Origin of the sequence: Loktanella sp. PT4BL (assembly GCF_003201935.1) — a bacterium.
GTDB lineage: Bacteria > Pseudomonadota > Alphaproteobacteria > Rhodobacterales > Rhodobacteraceae > Yoonia.
Genome location: NZ_QJJL01000001.1, coordinates 384,237 through 404,564, shown reverse-complemented (window position 1 = coordinate 404,564; position 20,328 = coordinate 384,237). Strand labels below are relative to the sequence as shown.

The window sequence follows — 20,328 nt, the reverse complement described above, 5'->3', positions numbered from 1 at the left end:
GCGATACCGTTTCCCGGATCGCGGCGTTTGGGAAAACTTGAAGAGCTATGTAAGCGACGGTGACGCCGCTCACAAGGTCTTACTCAGCCGCAGCCGGTGCTGTGACAGTCAATGTGCCGCCAGCCTTTTCAACCGCCTCAACAGCGCCCTTGGAGGCACCGGTGACAGCAATCGTTGCTTTGGCTTTGAAATCGCCTTTGGCAAGAACGCGGATACCGTCCTTCTTGCGACGCACCAGACCGGACGCGATCAGCGCATCTTCGGTGATGTCGGCTTTGACGTCGATCTTGCCTTCGTCGATGAATTTCTGGATCAGACCAAGGTTGATGACAGCGAAAGTCTTGCGGTTCGGCTTGTTGAAGCCGCGCTTTGGCAGACGCTGGTAGAGTGGCATCTGGCCGCCCTCATAGCCTTTGATAGCTACACCGGAACGCGATTTTTGACCTTTGATACCACGGCCACCGGTCTTACCTTTGCCGGAACCTGGACCACGGCCAATACGCTTTTTGCCTTTGGTGGCGCCCGGGTTGTCTGAGAGTTCGTTCAGTTTCATGTCGCTTCTCCTTTTGCCGGAATTGGCCCCCAGCGACGGGAGCGGCCAAACACGGCGTTACATCTGAGTCGGAGGCGGATGCCTGCCGACTGGTGGCGTATAGACGGGGGGATGGGTGGCGTCAAGAATGGGATGTTGGTTGAAGGCGACACACGCCGGGATACAGCAAATCGCGGCAAAAACAGAAGTTGTAAAACCCATAGGTGCGCATCAGTTCTGTCGCTGACTACGCCGCAAAACAAACGCCCCGCAGTTCCCTGCGAGGCGCATTCATTTCAAACCGTAAGGTGGAACTTGATCCACCTTACCTCAATTCAACGTTCCGCTTTGCCAAAGGCCGCTTCGCGGGCAACGTCGTCGATCAGCAAACGGTTCGTGCCGATATCGGCCAACTCGCGGTCCGACATGCGGTTCAATTGGGTTCTGACTTTATAATAAACCGCCTTCTGCGCGCGTGCCTCTTTCAAAGCTGCCAATTGGGCAGAAATGCGTGCGGATATACGTGCACCGATTTGGGCGGGGGCGAATGTGTTGGTCGTAATAGACATGACTTTCGTCCTTTCAATTGCGTGTTGTGGCACCACGACGGCGATGCTTCTCAACAAATAGCTAGGACGCAGGCTTCTATTGTGCAACTGCAGCATCGGAAATGCCGCCATGCAGCATTTGCATGTCAAAGTTTTCATTCTGCCCAAAGAAAAAGCCCCCGGTTTCCCGAGGGCTTCAATCTGTCAGCACCGTAGGTCGAGGCCTGCCCCGACACTACGTGAAAGCTTATCCACGCTCTTCGATGATCTCGACGAGGTGCGGAATGCTGTTCACCATACCGCGCACGGAAGGGGTATCTTCCAGTTCGCGCGTGCGGTTCATTTTGTTCAGGCCCAGACCGATCAGCGTTGCACGCTGTTTTTCGGGGCGGCGGATCGGGGAGCCGATCTGCTTGACGACGATTGTTTTAGCCATCTGTCAGTTCTCCTTACGCGTCAGCTTCAGCAGGTGCTTCAGCCGCTGGGGCTTCGTCACGCTTGGGCAGAATATCAGCAACCTTCTTGCCACGACGCTGGGCGACGTTGCGCGGGGACTGCTCTTTGCTCAGACCGTTCATGGTGGCACGGATCATGTTGTAAGGGTTCTGCGAACCGATCGACTTGGATACAACATCCTGCACGCCCAGCATTTCGAACACAGCACGCATCGGACCACCGGCGATGATACCGGTACCCACAGGGGCTGTGCGCATCACAACTTTACCAGCGCCGTGACGGCCCTCGATATCGTGGTGCAGCGTACGGCCATCGCGCAGTGCAACGCGGATCATCTGGCGCTTGGCTTGCTCTGTGGCTTTGCGGATCGCCTCAGGAACTTCCTTGGCTTTCCCTTTGCCAAAGCCGACACGGCCTTTTTGGTCGCCAACAACAACGAGTGCTGCGAAGCCAAAGCGCTTACCGCCTTTAACTGTTTTCGAGACCCGGTTGATTGCGACCAGACGGTCTGCAAACTCTGGGGCCTGCTCTTCACGGTTGCGGCCGCGGCCGCGGTTTTCACGTTCTGCCATTGATGGCGTCCTTTATTTTTTTGCCCCTTGGGGCGTTGTCCAATCGCGGGTCGCCCAAGGCGCCGGATCATCGAGCGTGGGTTGCACCCATACTACAGGGGGTTGGTAGGGTGGGCAAAACCCACCCACACCGTTAGATCTTCAGACCGCCTTCACGGGCTGCCTCGGCCAAAGCCTTGATCTTGCCGTGAAAGAGGAAACCGCCACGGTCGAAGTATGCAACTTCTACGCCAGCCTTCTTTGCGCGCTCTGCAATTGCAGCGCCCACTTTTGCGGCGGCTTCGATGTTGTTCTTGCCAACGACACCAAGGTCCTTTTCGAGCGAAGACGCTGAGGCGAGTGTTACGCCGTTGACGTCGTCGATCAGCTGGGCGCTGATGTTTTTGTTCGAGCGGTGTACCGAAAGACGTGCACGGCCTTGGTTGGCTGTGACGCTGCGAAGTTTGTTCCGAACGCGCATGCGGCGCTTCAGAAACAGTTGTCTCTTGCTGTTTGCCATAATCGCGTTCCTTACTTCTTCTTACCTTCTTTGCGGAAGATATATTCGCCTTTGTACTTGATCCCTTTGCCCTTGTAGGGCTCGGGCTTACGCCAAGCACGAATATTCGCCGCAACCTGACCAACCTGCTGCTCGTCGATACCTTCGACAACAATCTCAGTCGGCTTTGCAGATGTCACTGTGACGCCCTCAGGCACCTCAAATTTGACATCGTGGCTGTAGCCCAATGACAGGTTCAGGACATTGCCCTGCATCTGTGCACGGTAACCAACACCCGACAGCTCAAGCTCTTTCTTGAAGCCTTCGGAAACGCCGGTGGCCAAGTTTGCAACCATTGTGCGGCTCATGCCCCACTGCTGGCGCGCGCGCTTGGATTTGCCGCGTGGTTCTACAGTCACAACGTTGCCATCAACGGTGATGGTGACATCGTCTGTCGCCTTGAAAGTCCGGGTCCCTTTGGGGCCTTTCATCTCAACGGTCTGACCTGACACAGAGGCAGTGACGCCTGCGGGCAGCTCAACCGGTTTTTTACCAATACGAGACATAATATCCCCTTAGAATACAGTGCAGAGCACTTCGCCGCCAATATTGGCAGCCCGTGCTTTGGCATCCGACATCACACCCTGAGAGGTGGAGACAATCGACACACCCAGGCCCTGACGGACGGATGGGATGTCATTGGCGCCCAGGTAAACGCGACGGCCAGGCTTGGAAACCCGCTTCACTTCGCGAATGACAGGGTCACCCTCGTAATACTTCAATTCGATTCGGAAAGCAGGGTGGCCGTCTTTGCCATCCTTCTTTTCGTAACCGCGGATGTAGCCTTCGTCGGAAAGCACATCCAACACCCAACCACGCAGTTTGGACGCAGGTGTTTCCACCGACGCTTTACCGCGCATCTGGCCGTTGCGGATACGTGTGAGCATATCACCGATAGGATCATTCATAATATGTGCTCCTTACCAGCTAGACTTGACCATGCCGGGGATTTCGCCATTGGAACCAAGGTCCCGCAGCGCGATCCGGCTGATCTTGAGTTTGCGGTAATAGGCGTGTGGACGCCCGGTCAGCTGGCAACGGTTGTGCAAACGCGTTGCAGAAGAGTTCCGTGGCAGTTTCGCAAGTTCAAGAGTTGCCTTGAACCGCTCTTCTACAGCGATCTCTTTGTTGTTGATGATTGCCTTCAAGGCGGCACGCTTTTCGGCATACTGCTTGACCAGCTTTTCACGCTTCACTTCGCGTGCGATCATGGATTTCTTAGCCATCTCTAAATCTCCCTGGCGCTTAGCTGTTGAACGGCATGTTGAAGTGCTTCAACAGTGCCTTTGCTTCAGCGTCAGTGTTCGCTGTTGTGCAGATCACGATGTCCATGCCCCAGTTCTCATCGATCTTGTCGAAGTTGATTTCTGGGAAGATCAGGTGCTCTTTGATGCCGGTGGCATAGTTGCCGCGGCCATCGAAGGATTTGCCGGATACGCCGCGGAAGTCGCGGATACGTGGCATTGCAACAGTGATCAGACGATCAAGGAATTCGTACATACGGTCGCCGCGCAAAGTTACCTTTGCACCCAGCGGCATGTCTTCACGAACGCGGAAACCAGCGATGGATTTCTTGGCGTGTGTTGTCATGGCCTTCTGGCCGGCGATGGTTGTCAGATCTTCCTGCGCGGTTTTTGCTTTCTTGCTGTCACGGACAGCTTCTGCACCGCAGCCGATGTTCAGGACAATCTTGTCCAGCTTCGGGATCTGCATCTCGTTTTTGTAACCGAACTCTTCTTTCATCGCCGCACGAATTTTAGCGATGTAGAGGTCCTTGAGACGGGGGCTATAGTTTGCAGCGTCAAGCATTAGATCACATCCCCTGTTGTCTTGGCGAAACGCACCTTGTTGTCGCCATCCATACGGAAGCCAACACGGGTTGCTTTGCCATTCTTGTCAACGATTGCGAGGTTGGACAGCTGGATCGGCATCGCCTTTGGCGTGCGGCCACCCTGTGTCGCTTGCGTTTGCTTCTGGTGACGCACAGCAATGTTGATGCCATCAACAACAGCTTTGCCCGACTTGGGGTCAACAGAGCTGATTGTGCCCTTCTTGCCCTTGTCCTTACCGGCAAGCACGATCACGCTATCACCTTTACGGAGTTTCGCAGCCATGGTTACAGCACCTCCGGAGCGAGTGAGATGATTTTCATGAAGTTCTTTGCGCGCAGCTCGCGAACAACCGGGCCAAAGATACGTGTACCGATCGGCTCGTTGTTGTTGTTGAGGATGACAGCAGCGTTGCTGTCAAAACGGATGGCTGTGCCATCGTCGCGGCGTACTTCTTTGGCGGTGCGTACGACGACGGCCTTACGGACGTCACCCTTCTTTACGCGACCGCGTGGAATGGCCTCTTTCACCGAAACAACAATGATGTCTCCAACACTGGCGTAACGACGGTGAGAACCACCCAGAACCTTGATGCACTGAACACGGCGAGCGCCGCTGTTGTCAGCAACATCCAGATTGGTCTGCATCTGGATCATTTGGTTTCCTTTTCCGACCTATGAGCAAGTCCCGATTTCCGTCCGGGGGCCCAGGGTTTCGTTTGAACCGGGTGCTATTGCTTAAGAAGCAATAACCTCCCAGCGTTTGGTTTTCGATTTTGGCGCACATTCCTGAATGCGGACGGTATCACCAACGTTGAAAGCGTTATTTTCGTCATGCGCCCGGTACTTCTTGGACTTACGAACGGTTTTCTGAAGCAGCGGGTGCTTGAAACGGCGCTCGACCGATACAGTCACGGTCTGGGCGTTCTGGTTGCTTGTCACAACCCCTTGCAGGATACGCTTAGGCATTGATTAAGCCTCCTTGGCGGCCGCTGCGGCCTTTTCGTTCAGAATTGTTTTGACCTTGGCAGCGTTGCGGCGGGCCGCACGGATGCCTGCTGTGTTTTCCAACTGACCAGTGGCCTGCTGAAAGCGCAGATTGAAGGACTCTTTTTTGAGGTTCACCAGCTCTTCACGGAGCTGATCGGGCGTTTTGGCCCGCAGTTCATTGGCGTTCATGCCATTTTCCTTTTTCAACATCATCGGCAGGCCGTACGAAACGTCACCCGATTCCCGATGGAGTGGGGGTAGAAGTGCGCCGTTTAGACCCCATCCGCATATAAAGCAACCCCTTGTTGGCAAAGAGTTGCGCCACCTGTCACGCCGCAGTCCCGGACTTGATCCGCGACCGCCTGTTGGCGGCTATGTTGGAGGTCCCGGATCAAGTCCGGGACTGCGCTATATCTGTTTCAGTACTCGCACTACCACACTGCCTGCGCTAAGACACCTGTATGACAGAAATTACATCCCTCTTCGCGACCCGCCTGTATCACGCCAAACTCTCCGAGCATGGCGCGCCCGTTGATCCCGCCGAGCTCGAGAACTCCTGCCTTGTTATCGCGGATGATGACGAAGCCGGCCAGGACTGGTGCGAAGAGCACGGGTATCCCGGCTATACCTCTTATGCCTCACTCAGCGACCTGCCGTGGCGGTTCCCGATCTTCAAAGATCTCGTCGCCGTTCTCGATGCCCATGTCGCGGCCTTTGCCAAAGACCTCGCCTTCGATCTGGGCGACAAGAAACTGCAACTCGAAGACATCTGGATCAACATCCTGCCCGAAGGTGGCATCCACACCGGCCATATCCACCCCCATTCGGTGATCAGCGGCACGACCTACGTCGCGATGCCCGACGGCGCGAGTGCGATCAAATTCGAAGACCCCCGCCTTGCCATGATGATGGCGGCACCCACACGCATGAAAGACGCGCGTGATGAACTGCGGACGTTTTTTTATGCGAAGCCCGAAGTGGGTGATGTTCTGCTCTGGGAAAGCTGGCTGCGCCACGAGGTGCCGATGAATATGTCCGAGGAAGAGCGGATATCGGTGAGCTTTAATTATACATGGGGGTGAACCTTTCTGGGGGATTGATCCGGAGCGCTACGGAGAACGGGCTTTGAAGGAAGCAGTTTTCGCCACAAATGCGGCGAGGATTGTCGCAGAAAGGTGACGTCGGCTCAGAAGTGGGAATCTACGTTTGATTGTTTTGCCCAGGCGCTGAGGTGCGGAGGCGTTTTGCTTGAAATATTGGGAGTAATGAGATTATCTAGAAGTTGCTTCTCTGCAATCTTTGAGGTTTCTGATTTGAAGCAGACATACTTACAAGCAGCGGGCACTCCACTAAAAGCAATTCGGGAGCTATTAGCGCTCTACCGCTTCGCTGGGCGCGACTTGGACAAGAGAGTCGCGGACATTGTGAGCTCGACCCGCTCGGGCATCGAGGAGATGGAAATATTCAGTGGGCAGAGCATTGTGGGCAAAATGTTACTGGAAATTGGGCCGGGTCAGACCAAACCTTTTTATTACGCTCTTGGCCCGCAAAACGACTATACAGCAATTGATCTGGAAATTGCACCAGAAGGGCTGAGCTTCAACGAATTCCTACGTATTTTCCGCGAGAATGGCATGCTACGCGCTGTTAAGTCGCTTGGGCGCCAGGCGCTCGGCATTGATCGCAAACTCGGCAACGCTCTCCGTGCGGAGTTTGGCGGAGCACCCAAAGGGCTTTTCGTACAAGGGGACGCATCAAAGACAGACTTTGATGACGACACATTCGACTATGTGATGTCGATATCCGTGTTTGAACATCTGCAAGACCCCATCGCCGTTATGAACGAGATAACACGCACATTGAAACCGGGCGGAACTGTCTTCACTGTGACCCATCTGTACACATCCATCACTGGCGCACATGATCCGAGACTATTTGTCGATATCGAGGCACTCCCACCTTGGGCACATTTAGATCCAGATCATCAGTCAAGAGTCGCACCCAACTCTTATCTCAATAGACTGAGGGTTTCCGACTACTTGGAATTATTTGAACAAGGCTGGCCAGGTGCCACTCATCGCATCGTTGGCGGTCTGCATGATAAGAAACGCGCGCTGATGGCTCAACTACCGCATTTAGTCAGAGAGGAATACAGCGAAGAAGAGCTCCTCTCAGATGTGATTATCTCACTGTGGATGAAGCCTATGCCTGCACAGTAGGCCAATCGAGGTTTTCTAGGACGCACTACAATCCGCGTACAATCGACGCGGCAACCCGACACTCTCACGCACACGCTTGCCTAGTTGGGATCAATGCCAAAAAAACCTTCACATCACAAAAAGCCCCCGCCGATCTCTCGGCAGGGGCTTCTTTTTTCTCACCGTAGGTCGGGGTTCACCCCGACACCACTTACCAATCTTCGCGAACCACGGTCCGTGTCTTGATCGGCAGCTTCATCGCAGCAAGGCGCAGGGCCTCACGGGCAACGACTTCAGTCACGCCGTCGATTTCGAACATCACGCGGCCTGGTTTGACCTTACATGCCCAAAAATCGATGGAACCTTTACCTTTACCCATACGCACTTCGATAGGCTTCGAGGTAACAGGCAGATCCGGGAAAATACGGATCCAGACACGGCCCTGACGCTTCATGTGACGCGTCATGGCACGACGTGCAGCTTCGATCTGGCGCGCAGTGATACGCTCAGGTTCGATCGCCTTCAGGCCGTAGGTGCCAAAGTTCAGGTCAGACCCGCCCTTTGCTTCACCACGAATGCGGCCTTTGTGCAGCTTGCGGTGTTTTGTACGCTTTGGTTGCAGCATATCATCAGCTCCTTAGCGACGTGGGCCGCGAGGGACAGCGCCCTCTTGCAGCTCAGCATGTTTACGGTCGTGCGCTGACGGATCGTGCTCCATGATCTCACCTTTGTAGATGAAGACCTTGATGCCGATGATCCCATAAGGCGTCATTGCCTCATACAGTGCATAGTCGATGTCGGCGCGCAGCGTGTGCAGCGGCACACGACCTTCGCGGTACCATTCTGTCCGTGCAATTTCAGCACCGCCCAGACGACCGGCAAGGTTGACCCGGATACCGAGGGCACCCATACGCATGGCGTTCTGAACCGCACGCTTCATTGCGCGACGGAAAGACACACGACGCTCAAGCTGCTGACCGATGCTTTCGGCAACCAGTGCCGCGTCAAGCTCGGGCTTGCGGACTTCAACGATGTTCAGGTGCAGCTCGGAGGCAGTCAGCGCGGCAAGTTTCTTGCGCAGACCTTCGATGTCTGCACCTTTCTTGCCGATGATCACACCGGGACGTGCAGCGTGGATCGTGACGCGGCACTTTTTGTGCGGACGCTCGATGATCACGCGGCTGACGCCGGACTGTGCGCATTCTTTCTTGATGAAAGCCTTGATCTTGAGGTCTTCCAACAGAAGGTCGCCATAGTCTTTGGTGTCAGCGTACCAGCGGCTATCCCAGGTGCGGTTGACCTGAAGACGCATACCGATCGGGTTTACTTTGTTACCCATTATGATTGCTCCTCAACTTGACGCACCTTGATGGTGATCTCTGCAAACGGCTTGATGATCTTACCAAAGCGACCACGGGCCCGAGGGCGACCGCGCTTCATGGTAAGGTTCTTGCCGACATAGGCCTCTGCGACGACCAGTTCATCGACGTCAAGGTTGTGGTTGTTCTCTGCGTTGGCGATGGCCGACTGAAGGCACTTCTTCACATCGTCCGAAATCCGCTTTTTCGAGAAAGTCAGGTCGGTCAGCGCCTGCTCGACTTTCTTGCCGCGGATCAGGCCAGCAACGAGGTTCAGCTTTTGCGGGGACGTCCGGAGCATGCGCAGTTTTGCCATTGCTTCGTTATCGGCCACGCGGCGGGGATTCTTATCCTTGCTCATGGCTTATTTCCGCTTCGCTTTTTTGTCAGCAGCGTGACCGTAATAGGTGCGGGTTGGTGAATATTCACCGAACTTCTGACCGATCATGTCTTCTGTGACGTTAACAGGGATGTGCTTCTTGCCATTGTACACACCAAAGGTGAGACCAACGAACTGAGGCAGGATTGTCGAACGACGCGACCAGATCTTGATCACTTCGTTGCGGCCGCTTTCGCGCGATGCTTCTGCCTTTTTCAAGACGTAGGCATCCACAAAGGGGCCTTTCCATACGGAACGAGCCATAATTAACGACCCTTCTTCTTGGCGTGACGCGAGCGGATGATAAGGCTCTGCGACGCTTTGTTCTTGTTACGGGTACGCTTGCCCTTGGTGTCTTTACCCCAAGGCGTAACCGGTGTCCGACCACCAGATGTCCGGCCTTCACCACCACCGTGCGGGTGGTCGATCGGGTTCATCGCAACACCACGCACAGACGGGCGGATGCCCTTGTGACGCATACGGCCTGCTTTACCGAAGTTCTGGTTCGAGTGGTCCGCGTTGGACACAGCACCGACAGTGGCCATGCATTCCTGACGTACCAGGCGCAATTCACCGGATGACAAACGGACCTGCGCGTAGCCACCGTCACGACCCACAAACTGGGCGTAGGTACCGGCTGCACGGGCGATCTGGCCGCCTTTGCCTGCTTTCATTTCGATGTTGTGAACGATCGTACCGATGGGCATGCCGCTGAAGGGCATTGCGTTGCCTGGCTTGATGTCAGCCTTGGCGGATGCGATCACCTTGTCACCAATCGCGAGGCGCTGGGGGGCAAGGATGTAATTCTGTGTACCGTCTTCGTACTGGATCAGCGCGATAAATGCGGTGCGGTTCGGGTCATATTCGATCCGTGCGACAACAGCAGTCATATCCAGCTTGTTGCGCTTGAAATCGACGATGCGGTAAAGACGCTTTGCGCCCCCACCAATACGACGCATGGTGATCCGTCCGGTGTTGTTCCGGCCGCCCGATTTCGTCAGACCCTCAGTGAGAGACTTGACAGGACGTCCTTTCCAAAGCTCCGAACGGTCGATCAGCACCAGCCCACGCTGGCCCGGCGTCGTCGGTTTGTACGACTTGAGTGCCATGTTAGCTTCTTCCGTTTGCTTGGCGGGCCCCTTGCGGAACCCTGATGTGAGAGGCCCCCGTAGGTGCCCGATTTAGAGATGTCGGGGAGAACCCCGACCTACGTAGGCCGGGATTCTCCCCGGCGTTCCGCAACATCACAAAGACCCCGGAACGAATCCCGAGGTCAGGTGATTGAGGGCGTATAGCGGGGAGGGGTGAGGGTGGCAAGGGGTCCGAAGGCGTTAACGTATTGATATGATCAATTGCGCGACAGAGACGTGGCCGATGCCAACCCACGGGCCGGCGCTGGCCCTTGCGCTTGGTGTGGCCGTCAGAGTGCCGGGGCGGGCCCCGGCCTACGTAGGTCGGGGCCTGCCCCGACTCCCTGCCACGCAAACAAAAAAGGCCCCCGCACTGCGGGGGCCTTTCCAACTTCATCGCGAACCGATCTTACAGACCGGTGCTCACGTCGATTGTGTTGCCTTCTTCCAGCGTCACATAGGCTTTTTTCACGTCTTTGCGTGTGCCCAGCGAGCCGCGGAAGCGCTTCACTTTACCTTTGGTGATCGATGTGTTGACCGCTTTGACCTTTACACCAAAGAGGCTTTCAACAGCTTCCTTGATCATCGGTTTGTTCGCGTCGATGGCCACTTCGAAAACAACGGCATTGGCCTCAGACGCCATCGTTGCTTTCTCGGTGATGATCGGCTTGCGGATCACGTCGTAGTGTTCTGCCTTGGCGTTCATGACAAACGGGCCTCCAGAGCTTCGACACCTGCTTTGGTCAGGACGAGTGTGTCCGACTTCAGGATATCGTAAACGTTCGCGCCCATGGATGGCAGAACGTTAATGGTTGTGATGTTGGCGGCGGCCTTGGCGAAGTTTGCGTTCACTTCGGCACCGTCGATGATCAGCGCGCGCTTCCAGCCCAGATTGCCGACCATTTTGGCCAGCGCACCGGTCTTGGCGTCTTTGACGTCGATGGTGTCAACGATCACCAGCTCGCCTGCGGCCACTTTCGCGGACAGGGCGTGCTTGAGACCAAGCTTGCGGAACTTCTTTGTCAGGTCATGCGCGTGGCTGCGGGGTGTTGGCCCCTTGTAGGTACCACCGGAACGGAAGATCGGCGCGCCGCGCGAGCCGTGACGTGCGCCACCGGTGCCCTTTTGGCGATAGATCTTCTTGGTGGAATAGCTCACCTCGGAACGACCCAGCACATCGTGAGTACCTGCCATTGCCTTGTTGCGCTGCCAGCGAACGACGCGGTGCAAGATGTCCTTGCGCGGCTCAAGACCGAAGATCTCGTCGTTCAGTTCGACGGAACCAGCTGCCTTGCCGTCCAGTTTGATTGCATCAGCCTTCATTATTTCTCACCTTCTTCTGGTGCGGCATCTTCTGCCGGGGCTTCATTTGCAGCTTCTGCTTCAGCAGCTTCCAGCGCGGCCTGTTCTGCCTCGGCAGCGGCCTTTGCGGCAGCAGCTTCTTCAGCAGCAGCGGCGGCAGCAGCTTCTTCAGCCAGACGCTTGGCTTCTTCATCCATGGACTGCAGGCCAGCAGGGTAGATCACGTTCTCGGGTGTCGGCTTTTTGACCGCATCCTTGATTGTGACCCAGCCACCTTTGGAACCGGGAACAGCGCCCTTGACCATGATGACGCCACGCTCGGCATCGGTTTTCACAACTTGCAAGTTCTGTGTCGTCACGCGGGCAGAACCCATGTGGCCGGCCATCTTCTTGCCTTTGAAAACCTTGCCCGGATCCTGACACTGACCGGTCGAGCCGTGCGAACGGTGGGACACGGACACACCGTGTGTCGCGCGCAAACCGCCAAAGTTGTGACGCTTCATTGCACCGGCAAAACCTTTACCGATAGATGTGCCGGACACGTCAACATACTGACCTTCGAAGTAATGGTTCGCCGTCAGTGTTTCACCGACGTTGATCATGTTCTCGGGGGCAACGCGGAACTCGGCAACCTTGCGCTTGGGTTCTACCTTGGCCGCAGCAAAGTGGCCGCGCATCGCTTTGGATGTGCGCTTGGCTTTGGCATTGCCTGCACCCAGCTGGACAGCTGTATAGCCATTGGTCTCAGCAGTACGCTGAGCAACAACTTGCAGGTTTTCCAATGCAAGAACGGTAACAGGGATCTGCTTGCCGTCTTCCATGAACAGTCGGGTCATGCCGACTTTCTTTGCGATAAGTCCTGTACGGAGCATATGATCTACTCCTTATACAGAAATCTGGACGTCAACGCCGGCAGCCAGGTCGAGCTTCATCAGCGCGTCCACGGTCTGTGGTGTTGGGTCGATGATGTCGAGAAGGCGCTTGTGCGTGCGGATCTCGAACTGATCGCGGGATTTCTTGTCAACGTGGGGGCCACGCAGAACTGTGAACTTTTCGATCTTGTTTGGAAGTGGGATCGGTCCACGCACAGACGCGCCAGTGCGCTTTGCTGTGCTGACGATTTCTGCGGTGCTTGCATCAAGGACGCGGAAATCAAACGCCTTCAGGCGAATACGGATGTTTTGGCTGGCTGCCATGTCATCACCCTTTGATTAGGGCCTAGATCGGAGAGGAGGACCATGGCTCATCCAGAGCCCTCATCGCGTCTTTTATGTCCAATATATAAAGGGCACGCAAAGCGCACCCCTGTTGGATAGCGGGCGTATAGGGGGAGTCGGGGGGTGTGTAAAGGGGGTTTGCGTCGATTGATCAAGAACTGACGCGGTGCGTGTTCGGCAAATATTGGGCCAATGTCTATTAAGAACCCAATCTGCTGCCCGAGGTGCAATCCGGCCATCGTCCGACCTGGAGGGCTTTGCGGCGTCAGGGGCCGGGGTCGTGCAAAAAAGCAAGGTGAGTTACCTCTGAAAGGGTTACAAAATCGCCCTCATGGGGGAGGTCGGGCGATGGCCGGACTGCGCCGGCCGGTTGTTCTTTAAGGGTGCTTTGGGGTGAAACGAAGACGGCAACTATGTCCGCTTAGCGATCATCTTAATGAATCAACACAAAAGGCCGCCCCAAGTGGAGCGGCCTCTCGTTTGTTCTGTCCGATGTGTCGGGGCGGGCCCCGACCTACGGTTTACTCGACGATCTTCGATACAACACCGGCGCCGACGGTGCGGCCGCCTTCGCGGATCGCAAAGCGCAGGCCGTCTTCCATCGCGATCGGTGCGATCAGCTCGACGTTGAACTTCAGGTTGTCGCCCGGCATCACCATTTCGGTGCCTTCGGGCAGAACAACTGTGCCGGTCACGTCAGTGGTCCGGAAGTAGAACTGTGGACGGTAGTTCGCGAAGAATGGTGTGTGACGGCCACCCTCTTCCTTGGTCAGAATATAGGCTTCTGCCTCGAACTTTGTGTGCGGGTTCACAGAGCCCGGCTTACACAGAACCTGTCCACGCTCAACACCTTCACGGTCCACACCGCGCAGCAGTGCGCCGATGTTGTCGCCGGCTTCACCACGGTCCAAGAGCTTGCGGAACATCTCGACGCCTGTGCAGGTCGTCTTTGTGGTGTCGCGGATACCAACGATGCTGATTTCGTCGCCGACGTTGATCACGCCACGCTCGATACGGCCGGTCACAACAGTACCACGGCCGGAAATCGAGAACACGTCCTCGATCGGCATCAGGAACGGCAGGTCAACCGCACGGGCAGGTGTCGGGATATATGTGTCGACAGCTTCCATCAGGGCACGGATCGAGCTTTCGCCGATCTCGGGATCGCGCTCTTCCAGTGCGGCCAGAGCCGAACCGGGGATCACAGGAATGTCGTCGCCGGGGTACTCGTAAGAGGACAGCAGTTCACGGATTTCCATCTCGACCAGCTCGAGCAGTTCTGCGTCGTCAACCTGGTCAACCTTGTTCATGTAAACGACCATGTAGGGGATACCCACCTGACGGCCGAGCAGGATGTGCTCGCGGGTCTGTGGCATCGGGCCGTCGGCTGCGTTCACAACCAGGATCGCGCCGTCCATCTGGGCGGCACCGGTGATCATGTTCTTCACATAGTCAGCGTGGCCGGGGCAGTCGACGTGGGCGTAGTGGCGTGTCTCTGTCTCGTACTCGACGTGTGCGGTCGAGATTGTGATACCACGGGCCTTCTCTTCGGGCGCGCCGTCAATCTGGTCGTAGGCTTTGAAGTCACCGAAATACTTGGTGATCGCAGCGGTCAGGGTGGTCTTGCCGTGGTCAACGTGGCCGATTGTGCCAATGTTTACGTGCGGCTTATTACGTTCAAACTTTGCCTTTGCCATGGTGTGGCTCCTTCAAATTTAGGTTTGGGCGGCGGGGCAGGCCCCGCCCTACGGGGTGGTGGGTAGGGCGGGGTTCACCCCGCCATCCCGATTAAGCGTATTTTGCCTGGATCTCTTCAGAGATGTTGCTCGGCACTGGATCGTAGTGGTCAAACTGCATCGTAAACTGCGCGCGGCCCGAAGACATGGAACGCAGTGTGTTGATGTAGCCGAACATATTCGCCAGAGGCACCATCGCGTCGATGACAATCGCGTTGCCGCGTGTGTCCTGACCCTGCACCATGCCGCGGCGTGATGTCAGGTCACCGATGATCCCGCCAGTGTACTCCTCGGGCGTTACCACCTCGACCTTCATGATCGGTTCGAGCAGTTTCGCACCGGCTTTGCGCATGCCTTCACGCATACACATACGGGCCGCGATTTCGAACGCCATGATGGAGGAGTCAACGTCGTGGAACTTACCGTCGATCAAAGCCACCTTGAAGTCGATCACAGGGAAGCCGGCCAGCGGGCCGTTATCCATGACAGACAGGATGCCTTTTTCAACACCGGGGATGTATTCCTTTGGAACAGCACCACCGACGATGCGGCTCTCGAAAGAGTAGCCTTCGCCGGGCTCTGTCGGAGAGATGATCATCTTCACTTCAGCGTACTGACCGGAACCACCAGACTGCTTCTTGTGCGTATAGGTGTGCTCGACTTCGTGGCCGATGGTCTCACGGTAGGCCACTTGTGGCGCACCGATGTTCGCTTCGACTTTGAATTCGCGCTTCATGCGGTCGACAAGAATGTCGAGGTGCAATTCGCCCATGCCCTTCATGATGGTCTGACCGGATTCCAGATCGGTTTCGACACGGAAGGATGGATCTTCTGCTGCCAGACGCGCCAGAGCGATACCCATCTTTTCCTGGTCGGCCTTTGTTTTGGGCTCGACCGCAATCTCGATCACCGGATCGGGGAAGGTCATTGTTTCGAGAACAACAGGATCGGCTGCATCACAAAGTGTATCACCGGTTGTTGTGTTCTTCAGACCACCCAGTGCGATAATGTCACCTGCCCAGGCTTCGCTGATCTCTTCGCGGTTGTTGGAGTGCATCATCATCATACGGCCAACACGCTCTTTGTTACCCTTGGTAGAGTTGAGCATGGTGTCACCCTTCATCAGCTTACCGGAATAGATCCGTGTAAACGTCAAAGAGCCCACAAACGGGTCGTTCATGATTTTGAACGCCAGACCGGAGAACGCCATGTTGTCATCCGCACGACGCGGGATGTTGCGTGTCTCTGTCTCGTCGCCGGGTTTGAAGCCCATGTAGTCAACGACATCCATCGGGCTTGGCAGATAATCGACAACTGCGTTCAGCAGAGGCTGGACACCTTTGTTCTTGAAGGCAGAACCACCCAGCACAGGAACGAATGCCATCGCCAGCGTACCCTTGCGGAGCAGCTTGCGCAGTGTTGGCACGTCAGGCTCGTTGCCTTCGAGGTATTCCATCATCGCGTCGTCGTCCATTTCGACGGCGGCTTCGATCATCTTGCCACGCCACTCGTCAGCCATGTCCTTGAGGCTGTCGCGGATCGGAGCCTTGACCCAGGACGCGCCCAAGTCTTCACCCTGCCAAAGCCACTCTTCCATGGTGACAAGGTCGATCAGGCCTTCGAGATCGTTCTCGGCACCGATTGGAATACCGACGGGCACAGCTTTTGCACCGGTACGGTCTTCGATCATGCGCACGCAGTTGAAGAAGTCGGCGCCGATCTTGTCCATCTTGTTGACGAAAACCATGCGCGGAACTTTGTAGCGGTCAGCCTGACGCCAAACGGTTTCTGTCTGCGGCTCAACACCGGCGTTGGCGTCAAGAACACAAACCGCACCATCAAGCACGGCCAAAGAACGCTCGACTTCGATGGTGAAGTCAACGTGGCCGGGGGTGTCGATGATGTTCAGGCGGTGCTTGGGGCTGTCAGGCTCAACGCCGTTTTCTGTGCGCTCCCAGAACGTGGTTGTCGCAGCAGAGGTGATCGTGATGCCACGTTCCTGCTCTTGCTCCATCCAGTCCATTGTGGCGGCGCCATCGTGCACTTCGCCGATGTTGTGTGATTTACCGGTGTAATACAGGATGCGCTCGGAACAGGTGGTCTTACCTGCGTCGATGTGCGCCATGATCCCGAAGTTACGGTAAAGTTCGAGGGGGTAATCGCGTGCCATTGTGGTACTATCCTCTTACCAGCGGTAGTGGCTGAACGCTTTGTTCGCGTCGGCCATCTTGTGGGTGTCTTCACGCTTCTTGACGGCTGTGCCGCGGCCGTTGACCGCATCCATCAGCTCGCCTGCAAGGCGCTCTTCCATTGTGTTTTCGTTGCGCTTTTTCGCAGCAGCGATCAGCCAGCGGATCGCAAGCGCTTCGCGGCGCTCGGGGCGCACTTCAACAGGCACCTGATATGTCGCACCACCAACGCGGCGTGAACGCACTTCGACGGCTGGCTTGATGTTATCAAGGCTCTCGTGGAAGACTTCCACAGGGGATTTCTTCAGCTTGTCTTCAACGCGGTCAAAGGCGTTATAGACGATACGTTCGGCGACGGATTTCTTACCGTCAACCATCAGGTTGTTCATGAACTTGGTCAGAACGATATCACCAAACTTTGCGTCTGGCAGAACTTCGCGTTTTTCAGCGGCGTGACGACGTGACATGTGTCGGTCTCTCTCTTGTTTCTCTACGCAGTCCCGGACTTGATCCGAGACCTCTTGGCGGTTGACGTGGAGGTCCCGGATCAAGTCCGGGACTGCGTCATAACTTACTTAGGACGCTTCGCGCCGTACTTCGAACGACGCTGCTTACGGTCTTTGACACCTTGTGTATCAAGCACACCGCGCAGAATGTGGTAACGCACACCTGGAAGGTCTTTTACACGGCCGCCGCGGATCAGAACCACAGAGTGTTCCTGAAGGTTGTGGCTTTCACCGGGGATGTAAGAGATGACCTCAAAGCCGTTTGTCAGGCGCACTTTGGCAACCTTACGCATCGCCGAGTTCGGCTTCTTTGGTGTCGTTGTATAAACACGTGTGCAGACGCCGCGCTTCTGCGGGCAGCCTTCCATGTGCTGAGATTTGGATCGTGTGACTTTTGGCTGGCGCGGCTTGCGGATCAGCTGCTGAATCGTTGGCATCGTTTGATGTTCCCATCTATTCACATTTTGCGTCCGGCAAACGCGGGTTTCAAAACATGCTTTCACTTCGGAAAGCACAAAAATTCCGCAGTCGAACCCTTACCGGAGGTTCGGTGCGGTGAGCTCCAGAGGAACAAAGCTATAAAAGCGCTCGGTTCTTGGCCACTACGTGGTATGATATCGGAACGACGGAGGATTGCCCCCAGCCCGGATGAGCGGCGTATAGGGGGAGTCTCTTGGCCTGTCAACAGCGCCACGACAGCCACGCGACTTCTGTGTCGCATGCCTGCAATTTCGCCCCTGCTATCGCATATCATGCGGGCTTTATTGCCTAGCAGATCACACCTTGTCCAAGTCATGCTCCAAGGCGCGCCTGTCGTGCCGTCCAGTACAAGCCCCCTTTGTAGGAGACCCTCACATGACACGGATCACACTCAGTCTTATGACGCTTGCCACCCTCGCCGCCTGCGCGGCGACAACCGTCGCGCCCACTGACCCAACCGTCTCGGCCCGCGATGTCGATATCGCGATGTTCGAGGCAGAGCGTATCGCCGATCTGCCATTCACCCCCCTGTCCGACCTGCCATCAGGCGGTGTCACCTACCGTGGTCACGTCGGGGCTGATGTTACGGGGGACGCGCAGGGCAGCATTCTGGGCGATATGACAATGCTGGTCGATTTCGGCGACAGTGATATTTCTGGCAGCGTTACCAATATCAACCTGATTGACCCGAACGGCACCCCCAACCAACGGTTCGGCGGCAGCCTTGGCATAACCGGCACCGAAACAAGTGGTGACCTCGATGCCTTTGCATCCGGTCAGATCTCGGGTGTTGATAACGACGGATTCGCGGTGGAAAGCCAGATGGTACTGACACTCGACGGTGCCGTACGCGATGATTTCAGTGAAGGAGACGCCGTCTTTGGGTCTGCGACGGGCTTTGCGACAGGCGATTTCAACATGGACGTGAATGGCGTGTTCTTCGGCACCGCGAACTAGGGCAACCTATCTGATCCGGTCCGGAACCATCCGGTTCCGGATCCGCAGCTTGGTTTCGCGGTAAAGCGTAAAAAGCCCCGTCGCGACAACAACGACACCGCCCGTCAGCGCCAGCGCATTGGGCCATTCGCCGAACACAAGCACCCCGAGGACGAGCGCCACCAGAAGGCTGGTGTACCGGAACGGCGCAACAAACGCGATATCCCCGAACCGCATGGCACTGACCGAGGCGATATACCCGAAGATCAGGAAACCTGTCGCGCCCGCCAGCTGCAAGCCAGAGAGCGTGGTAAAGGGCTGCCATTCCACAAAGAGAGAGCCAACGCCGCCAAGCCCCGTCACACCGACCGCCGCGACAAGGGCGACGAAGACGGAAGGCACATTACGTGACATCCTGCGCACCGCGATATCACGCAATGTAACACAGGCCACCGCCGCGAGGGCATAAAGGCTGTAAGCGCTGAAATCCGCGCCACCCGGCTGGATAATCAAAAGAACACCGCAAAAACCGACGATAATGGCCGAAAGCCTGCGCCAGCCCAAAGGCTCGCGCAAAAAAAGCGCCGCCGCCAAAGCAACCGAGAGCGGTAGGACCTGCAAAATCGCGCTGACATTTGCGATGGGCATGTTGAAAAGCGCGGTCAGAAAAAAATAGGTGCCGCCGATCTCGCCCACGGTCCGCAGGATCACAAGGCCCCAATCCCGCGCGGGGAATGTATAGCGAAGCTGCCCCAGCACCTTGCACATAAAGACAAGGAATACGATCGCCCCCAACCCGCGGATGAAGATGGCCTGAAACAACGGAATTTCATCCGCCAACGACTTCATGAAAGCATCGTTGAGCGTATAAGCGCACATCGCTCCCATCATCAGAAGCGCGCCGCGAATATTGTCTGACACCACCAGCATGGTGCTGGCGTATCAGCGCGTTTGAAACCTGACCAGCGTTATCGCAGCACGTGCACCGCACATTTTGCGTGGCGCACAACTTTGGCCGCAGTCGACCCCAGCAAATAGTCCTGCATGCCCGGCTGATGGCTGGCGATGATAATGAGATCAACAGCGTTCTTTTCAGCAAAATCCAGGATGGTGCGGGATGCATGCCCATCCACAACAACTGCGGTCGCGTTGTCGACATCCGCCACCAAAGACTTGAGGGTCTCGACCATCTCGGCCTTCGCTCCCTCCAGATGGCCCGGAGGAAGGTACTGCGTCGCATATTGCGGAAGCTGCTCGATGACATGCAGACAGGTGATTGCGCCGCCCTCTCCGCACAGAGCCTTGGCGATTTCCATCGCCCCCTGCGCGTTGCGGTCCGCTTCGAACGAGACGGGAACAAGGATCTTCTTGTACATAGGATTTTCCTTTTGTTGCTCGCCCGAGCCTATCAGAGCGCAGCGGCGCACTCCTTG

31 protein-coding genes are annotated in these 20,328 nt (G+C 56.3%); 3 read left to right on the top strand and 28 right to left on the bottom strand.

Translation table 11 applies throughout. The annotated features are described in order from the left end of the window. Positions 1-79: 79 nt before the first annotated feature. From rplO to rpmC, 13 genes are all read right to left on the bottom strand, one after another. Positions 80-553 (bottom strand): 50S ribosomal protein L15, encoded by a 474-nt coding sequence (rplO, locus tag C7964_RS01940; protein ID WP_110278006.1) that lies wholly within the window; start codon positions 551-553, stop codon positions 80-82. 314 nt (positions 554-867) lie between these two features. Continuing rightward, on the bottom strand, positions 868-1,101 hold the full coding sequence (locus C7964_RS01935; RefSeq protein ID WP_286163705.1) for a DUF1127 domain-containing protein: 234 nt from the start codon (positions 1,099-1,101) through the stop codon (positions 868-870). Between the two features lie 226 nt (positions 1,102-1,327). Beyond that, positions 1,328-1,516 carry a 50S ribosomal protein L30 gene (gene rpmD, locus C7964_RS01930; RefSeq protein ID WP_019953326.1) on the bottom strand — a complete coding sequence of 63 codons (189 nt, stop codon included), beginning with the start codon at positions 1,514-1,516 and terminating at the stop codon, positions 1,328-1,330. A gap of 13 nt (positions 1,517-1,529) precedes the next feature. Continuing rightward, entirely contained in the window at positions 1,530-2,108 is a 579-nt protein-coding gene (gene rpsE / locus C7964_RS01925) for a 30S ribosomal protein S5 (RefSeq protein ID WP_055295591.1), read from the bottom strand. Between the two features lie 133 nt (positions 2,109-2,241). Continuing rightward, positions 2,242-2,607: a 50S ribosomal protein L18 gene (gene rplR / locus C7964_RS01920; protein WP_055295590.1), complete on the bottom strand. Its 366-nt coding sequence runs from the start codon at positions 2,605-2,607 to the stop codon at positions 2,242-2,244. An 11-nt stretch (positions 2,608-2,618) separates the two neighbouring features. Beyond that, the gene (gene rplF, locus C7964_RS01915; protein WP_110278005.1) at positions 2,619-3,152 is read right to left on the bottom strand and encodes a 50S ribosomal protein L6; all 534 of its coding nucleotides are present in this window, start codon (positions 3,150-3,152) and stop codon (positions 2,619-2,621) included. 9 nt (positions 3,153-3,161) lie between these two features. Next, positions 3,162-3,554 carry a 30S ribosomal protein S8 gene (gene rpsH, locus C7964_RS01910; RefSeq protein WP_110278004.1) on the bottom strand — a complete coding sequence of 131 codons (393 nt, stop codon included), beginning with the start codon at positions 3,552-3,554 and terminating at the stop codon, positions 3,162-3,164. Between the two features lie 12 nt (positions 3,555-3,566). Continuing rightward, positions 3,567-3,872 carry a 30S ribosomal protein S14 gene (gene rpsN, locus C7964_RS01905; protein ID WP_055295584.1) on the bottom strand — a complete coding sequence of 102 codons (306 nt, stop codon included), beginning with the start codon at positions 3,870-3,872 and terminating at the stop codon, positions 3,567-3,569. Positions 3,873-3,891: 19 nt separating this feature from the next. Continuing rightward, positions 3,892-4,455: a 50S ribosomal protein L5 gene (rplE, locus tag C7964_RS01900; protein ID WP_110278003.1), complete on the bottom strand. Its 564-nt coding sequence runs from the start codon at positions 4,453-4,455 to the stop codon at positions 3,892-3,894. Further along, on the bottom strand, positions 4,455-4,760 hold the full coding sequence (rplX, locus tag C7964_RS01895; protein ID WP_110278002.1) for a 50S ribosomal protein L24: 306 nt from the start codon (positions 4,758-4,760) through the stop codon (positions 4,455-4,457). The genes rplE and rplX overlap by 1 nt, the downstream gene beginning before the upstream one ends. A gap of 2 nt (positions 4,761-4,762) precedes the next feature. After that, a complete protein-coding gene (rplN, locus tag C7964_RS01890) occupies positions 4,763-5,131 on the bottom strand; it encodes a 50S ribosomal protein L14 (RefSeq protein WP_008236500.1) in 369 nt (122 codons plus the stop codon). An 81-nt stretch (positions 5,132-5,212) separates the two neighbouring features. Beyond that, entirely contained in the window at positions 5,213-5,443 is a 231-nt protein-coding gene (rpsQ, locus tag C7964_RS01885) for a 30S ribosomal protein S17 (RefSeq protein ID WP_045997902.1), read from the bottom strand. A 3-nt stretch (positions 5,444-5,446) separates the two neighbouring features. Then, a complete protein-coding gene (rpmC, locus tag C7964_RS01880; protein ID WP_110278001.1) occupies positions 5,447-5,653 on the bottom strand; it encodes a 50S ribosomal protein L29 in 207 nt (68 codons plus the stop codon). Between the two features lie 272 nt (positions 5,654-5,925). Here rpmC and C7964_RS01875 point away from each other — a divergent pair, with 272 nt between their 5' ends. Together C7964_RS01875 and C7964_RS01870 are read left to right on the top strand one after the other, a co-directional pair. Continuing rightward, on the top strand, positions 5,926-6,546 hold the full coding sequence (locus C7964_RS01875) for a TIGR02466 family protein (protein WP_110278000.1): 621 nt from the start codon (positions 5,926-5,928) through the stop codon (positions 6,544-6,546). Positions 6,547-6,777: 231 nt separating this feature from the next. Then, positions 6,778-7,683, top strand: a complete 906-nt coding sequence (locus tag C7964_RS01870) for a class I SAM-dependent methyltransferase (RefSeq protein ID WP_181417087.1) — start codon at positions 6,778-6,780, stop codon at positions 7,681-7,683. Positions 7,684-7,873: 190 nt separating this feature from the next. On the opposite strand, the gene rplP is transcribed toward C7964_RS01870, so the two are convergent. The 13 genes from rplP to rpsL form a co-directional block, all read right to left on the bottom strand. Continuing rightward, the gene (gene rplP, locus C7964_RS01865; RefSeq protein WP_055295572.1) at positions 7,874-8,287 is read right to left on the bottom strand and encodes a 50S ribosomal protein L16; all 414 of its coding nucleotides are present in this window, start codon (positions 8,285-8,287) and stop codon (positions 7,874-7,876) included. Positions 8,288-8,299: 12 nt separating this feature from the next. Beyond that, on the bottom strand, positions 8,300-9,001 hold the full coding sequence (gene rpsC / locus C7964_RS01860; RefSeq protein WP_055295570.1) for a 30S ribosomal protein S3: 702 nt from the start codon (positions 8,999-9,001) through the stop codon (positions 8,300-8,302). Beyond that, a complete protein-coding gene (gene rplV / locus C7964_RS01855) occupies positions 9,001-9,381 on the bottom strand; it encodes a 50S ribosomal protein L22 (RefSeq protein WP_008236481.1) in 381 nt (126 codons plus the stop codon). Before rplV ends, rpsC begins: the two co-directional genes overlap by 1 nt. A 3-nt stretch (positions 9,382-9,384) precedes the next feature. Further along, positions 9,385-9,663, bottom strand: a complete 279-nt coding sequence (gene rpsS / locus C7964_RS01850; protein ID WP_055295568.1) for a 30S ribosomal protein S19 — start codon at positions 9,661-9,663, stop codon at positions 9,385-9,387. 2 nt (positions 9,664-9,665) lie between these two features. After that, a complete protein-coding gene (gene rplB / locus C7964_RS01845) occupies positions 9,666-10,508 on the bottom strand; it encodes a 50S ribosomal protein L2 (RefSeq protein WP_110277998.1) in 843 nt (280 codons plus the stop codon). A gap of 430 nt (positions 10,509-10,938) precedes the next feature. Then, positions 10,939-11,235, bottom strand: coding sequence for a 50S ribosomal protein L23 (locus C7964_RS01840; protein ID WP_008236551.1), 297 nt, complete (start codon positions 11,233-11,235; stop codon positions 10,939-10,941). Further along, on the bottom strand, positions 11,232-11,852 hold the full coding sequence (rplD, locus tag C7964_RS01835) for a 50S ribosomal protein L4 (RefSeq protein WP_110277997.1): 621 nt from the start codon (positions 11,850-11,852) through the stop codon (positions 11,232-11,234). Before rplD ends, C7964_RS01840 begins: the two co-directional genes overlap by 4 nt. Continuing rightward, complete coding sequence (gene rplC, locus C7964_RS01830; protein ID WP_110277996.1) at positions 11,852-12,703, bottom strand: 50S ribosomal protein L3; 852 nt, start codon at positions 12,701-12,703, stop codon at positions 11,852-11,854. Before rplC ends, rplD begins: the two co-directional genes overlap by 1 nt. A 12-nt stretch (positions 12,704-12,715) precedes the next feature. Next, positions 12,716-13,027, bottom strand: a complete 312-nt coding sequence (rpsJ, locus tag C7964_RS01825) for a 30S ribosomal protein S10 (protein WP_055295556.1) — start codon at positions 13,025-13,027, stop codon at positions 12,716-12,718. A 542-nt stretch (positions 13,028-13,569) separates the two neighbouring features. Continuing rightward, positions 13,570-14,745 (bottom strand): elongation factor Tu, encoded by a 1,176-nt coding sequence (tuf, locus tag C7964_RS01820; RefSeq protein WP_110277995.1) that lies wholly within the window; start codon positions 14,743-14,745, stop codon positions 13,570-13,572. Positions 14,746-14,836: 91 nt separating this feature from the next. Next, positions 14,837-16,954 carry an elongation factor G gene (fusA, locus tag C7964_RS01815; protein ID WP_110277994.1) on the bottom strand — a complete coding sequence of 706 codons (2,118 nt, stop codon included), beginning with the start codon at positions 16,952-16,954 and terminating at the stop codon, positions 14,837-14,839. A gap of 15 nt (positions 16,955-16,969) precedes the next feature. Further along, entirely contained in the window at positions 16,970-17,440 is a 471-nt protein-coding gene (rpsG, locus tag C7964_RS01810; RefSeq protein ID WP_055294780.1) for a 30S ribosomal protein S7, read from the bottom strand. A gap of 104 nt (positions 17,441-17,544) precedes the next feature. Further along, positions 17,545-17,916, bottom strand: a complete 372-nt coding sequence (gene rpsL / locus C7964_RS01805; RefSeq protein WP_055294782.1) for a 30S ribosomal protein S12 — start codon at positions 17,914-17,916, stop codon at positions 17,545-17,547. A 418-nt stretch (positions 17,917-18,334) separates the two neighbouring features. Here rpsL and C7964_RS01800 point away from each other — a divergent pair, with 418 nt between their 5' ends. Beyond that, a complete protein-coding gene (locus tag C7964_RS01800) occupies positions 18,335-18,916 on the top strand; it encodes a hypothetical protein (RefSeq protein WP_110277993.1) in 582 nt (193 codons plus the stop codon). Between the two features lie 6 nt (positions 18,917-18,922). Here the strand turns inward: C7964_RS01800 and C7964_RS01795 are convergent, their stop codons facing one another. Both C7964_RS01795 and C7964_RS01790 read right to left on the bottom strand, forming a co-directional pair. Further along, positions 18,923-19,825: a DMT family transporter gene (locus C7964_RS01795; RefSeq protein WP_110277992.1), complete on the bottom strand. Its 903-nt coding sequence runs from the start codon at positions 19,823-19,825 to the stop codon at positions 18,923-18,925. A 38-nt stretch (positions 19,826-19,863) separates the two neighbouring features. Next, on the bottom strand, positions 19,864-20,271 hold the full coding sequence (locus tag C7964_RS01790; RefSeq protein ID WP_110277991.1) for a universal stress protein: 408 nt from the start codon (positions 20,269-20,271) through the stop codon (positions 19,864-19,866). Between the last annotated feature and the right edge of the window lie 57 nt (positions 20,272-20,328).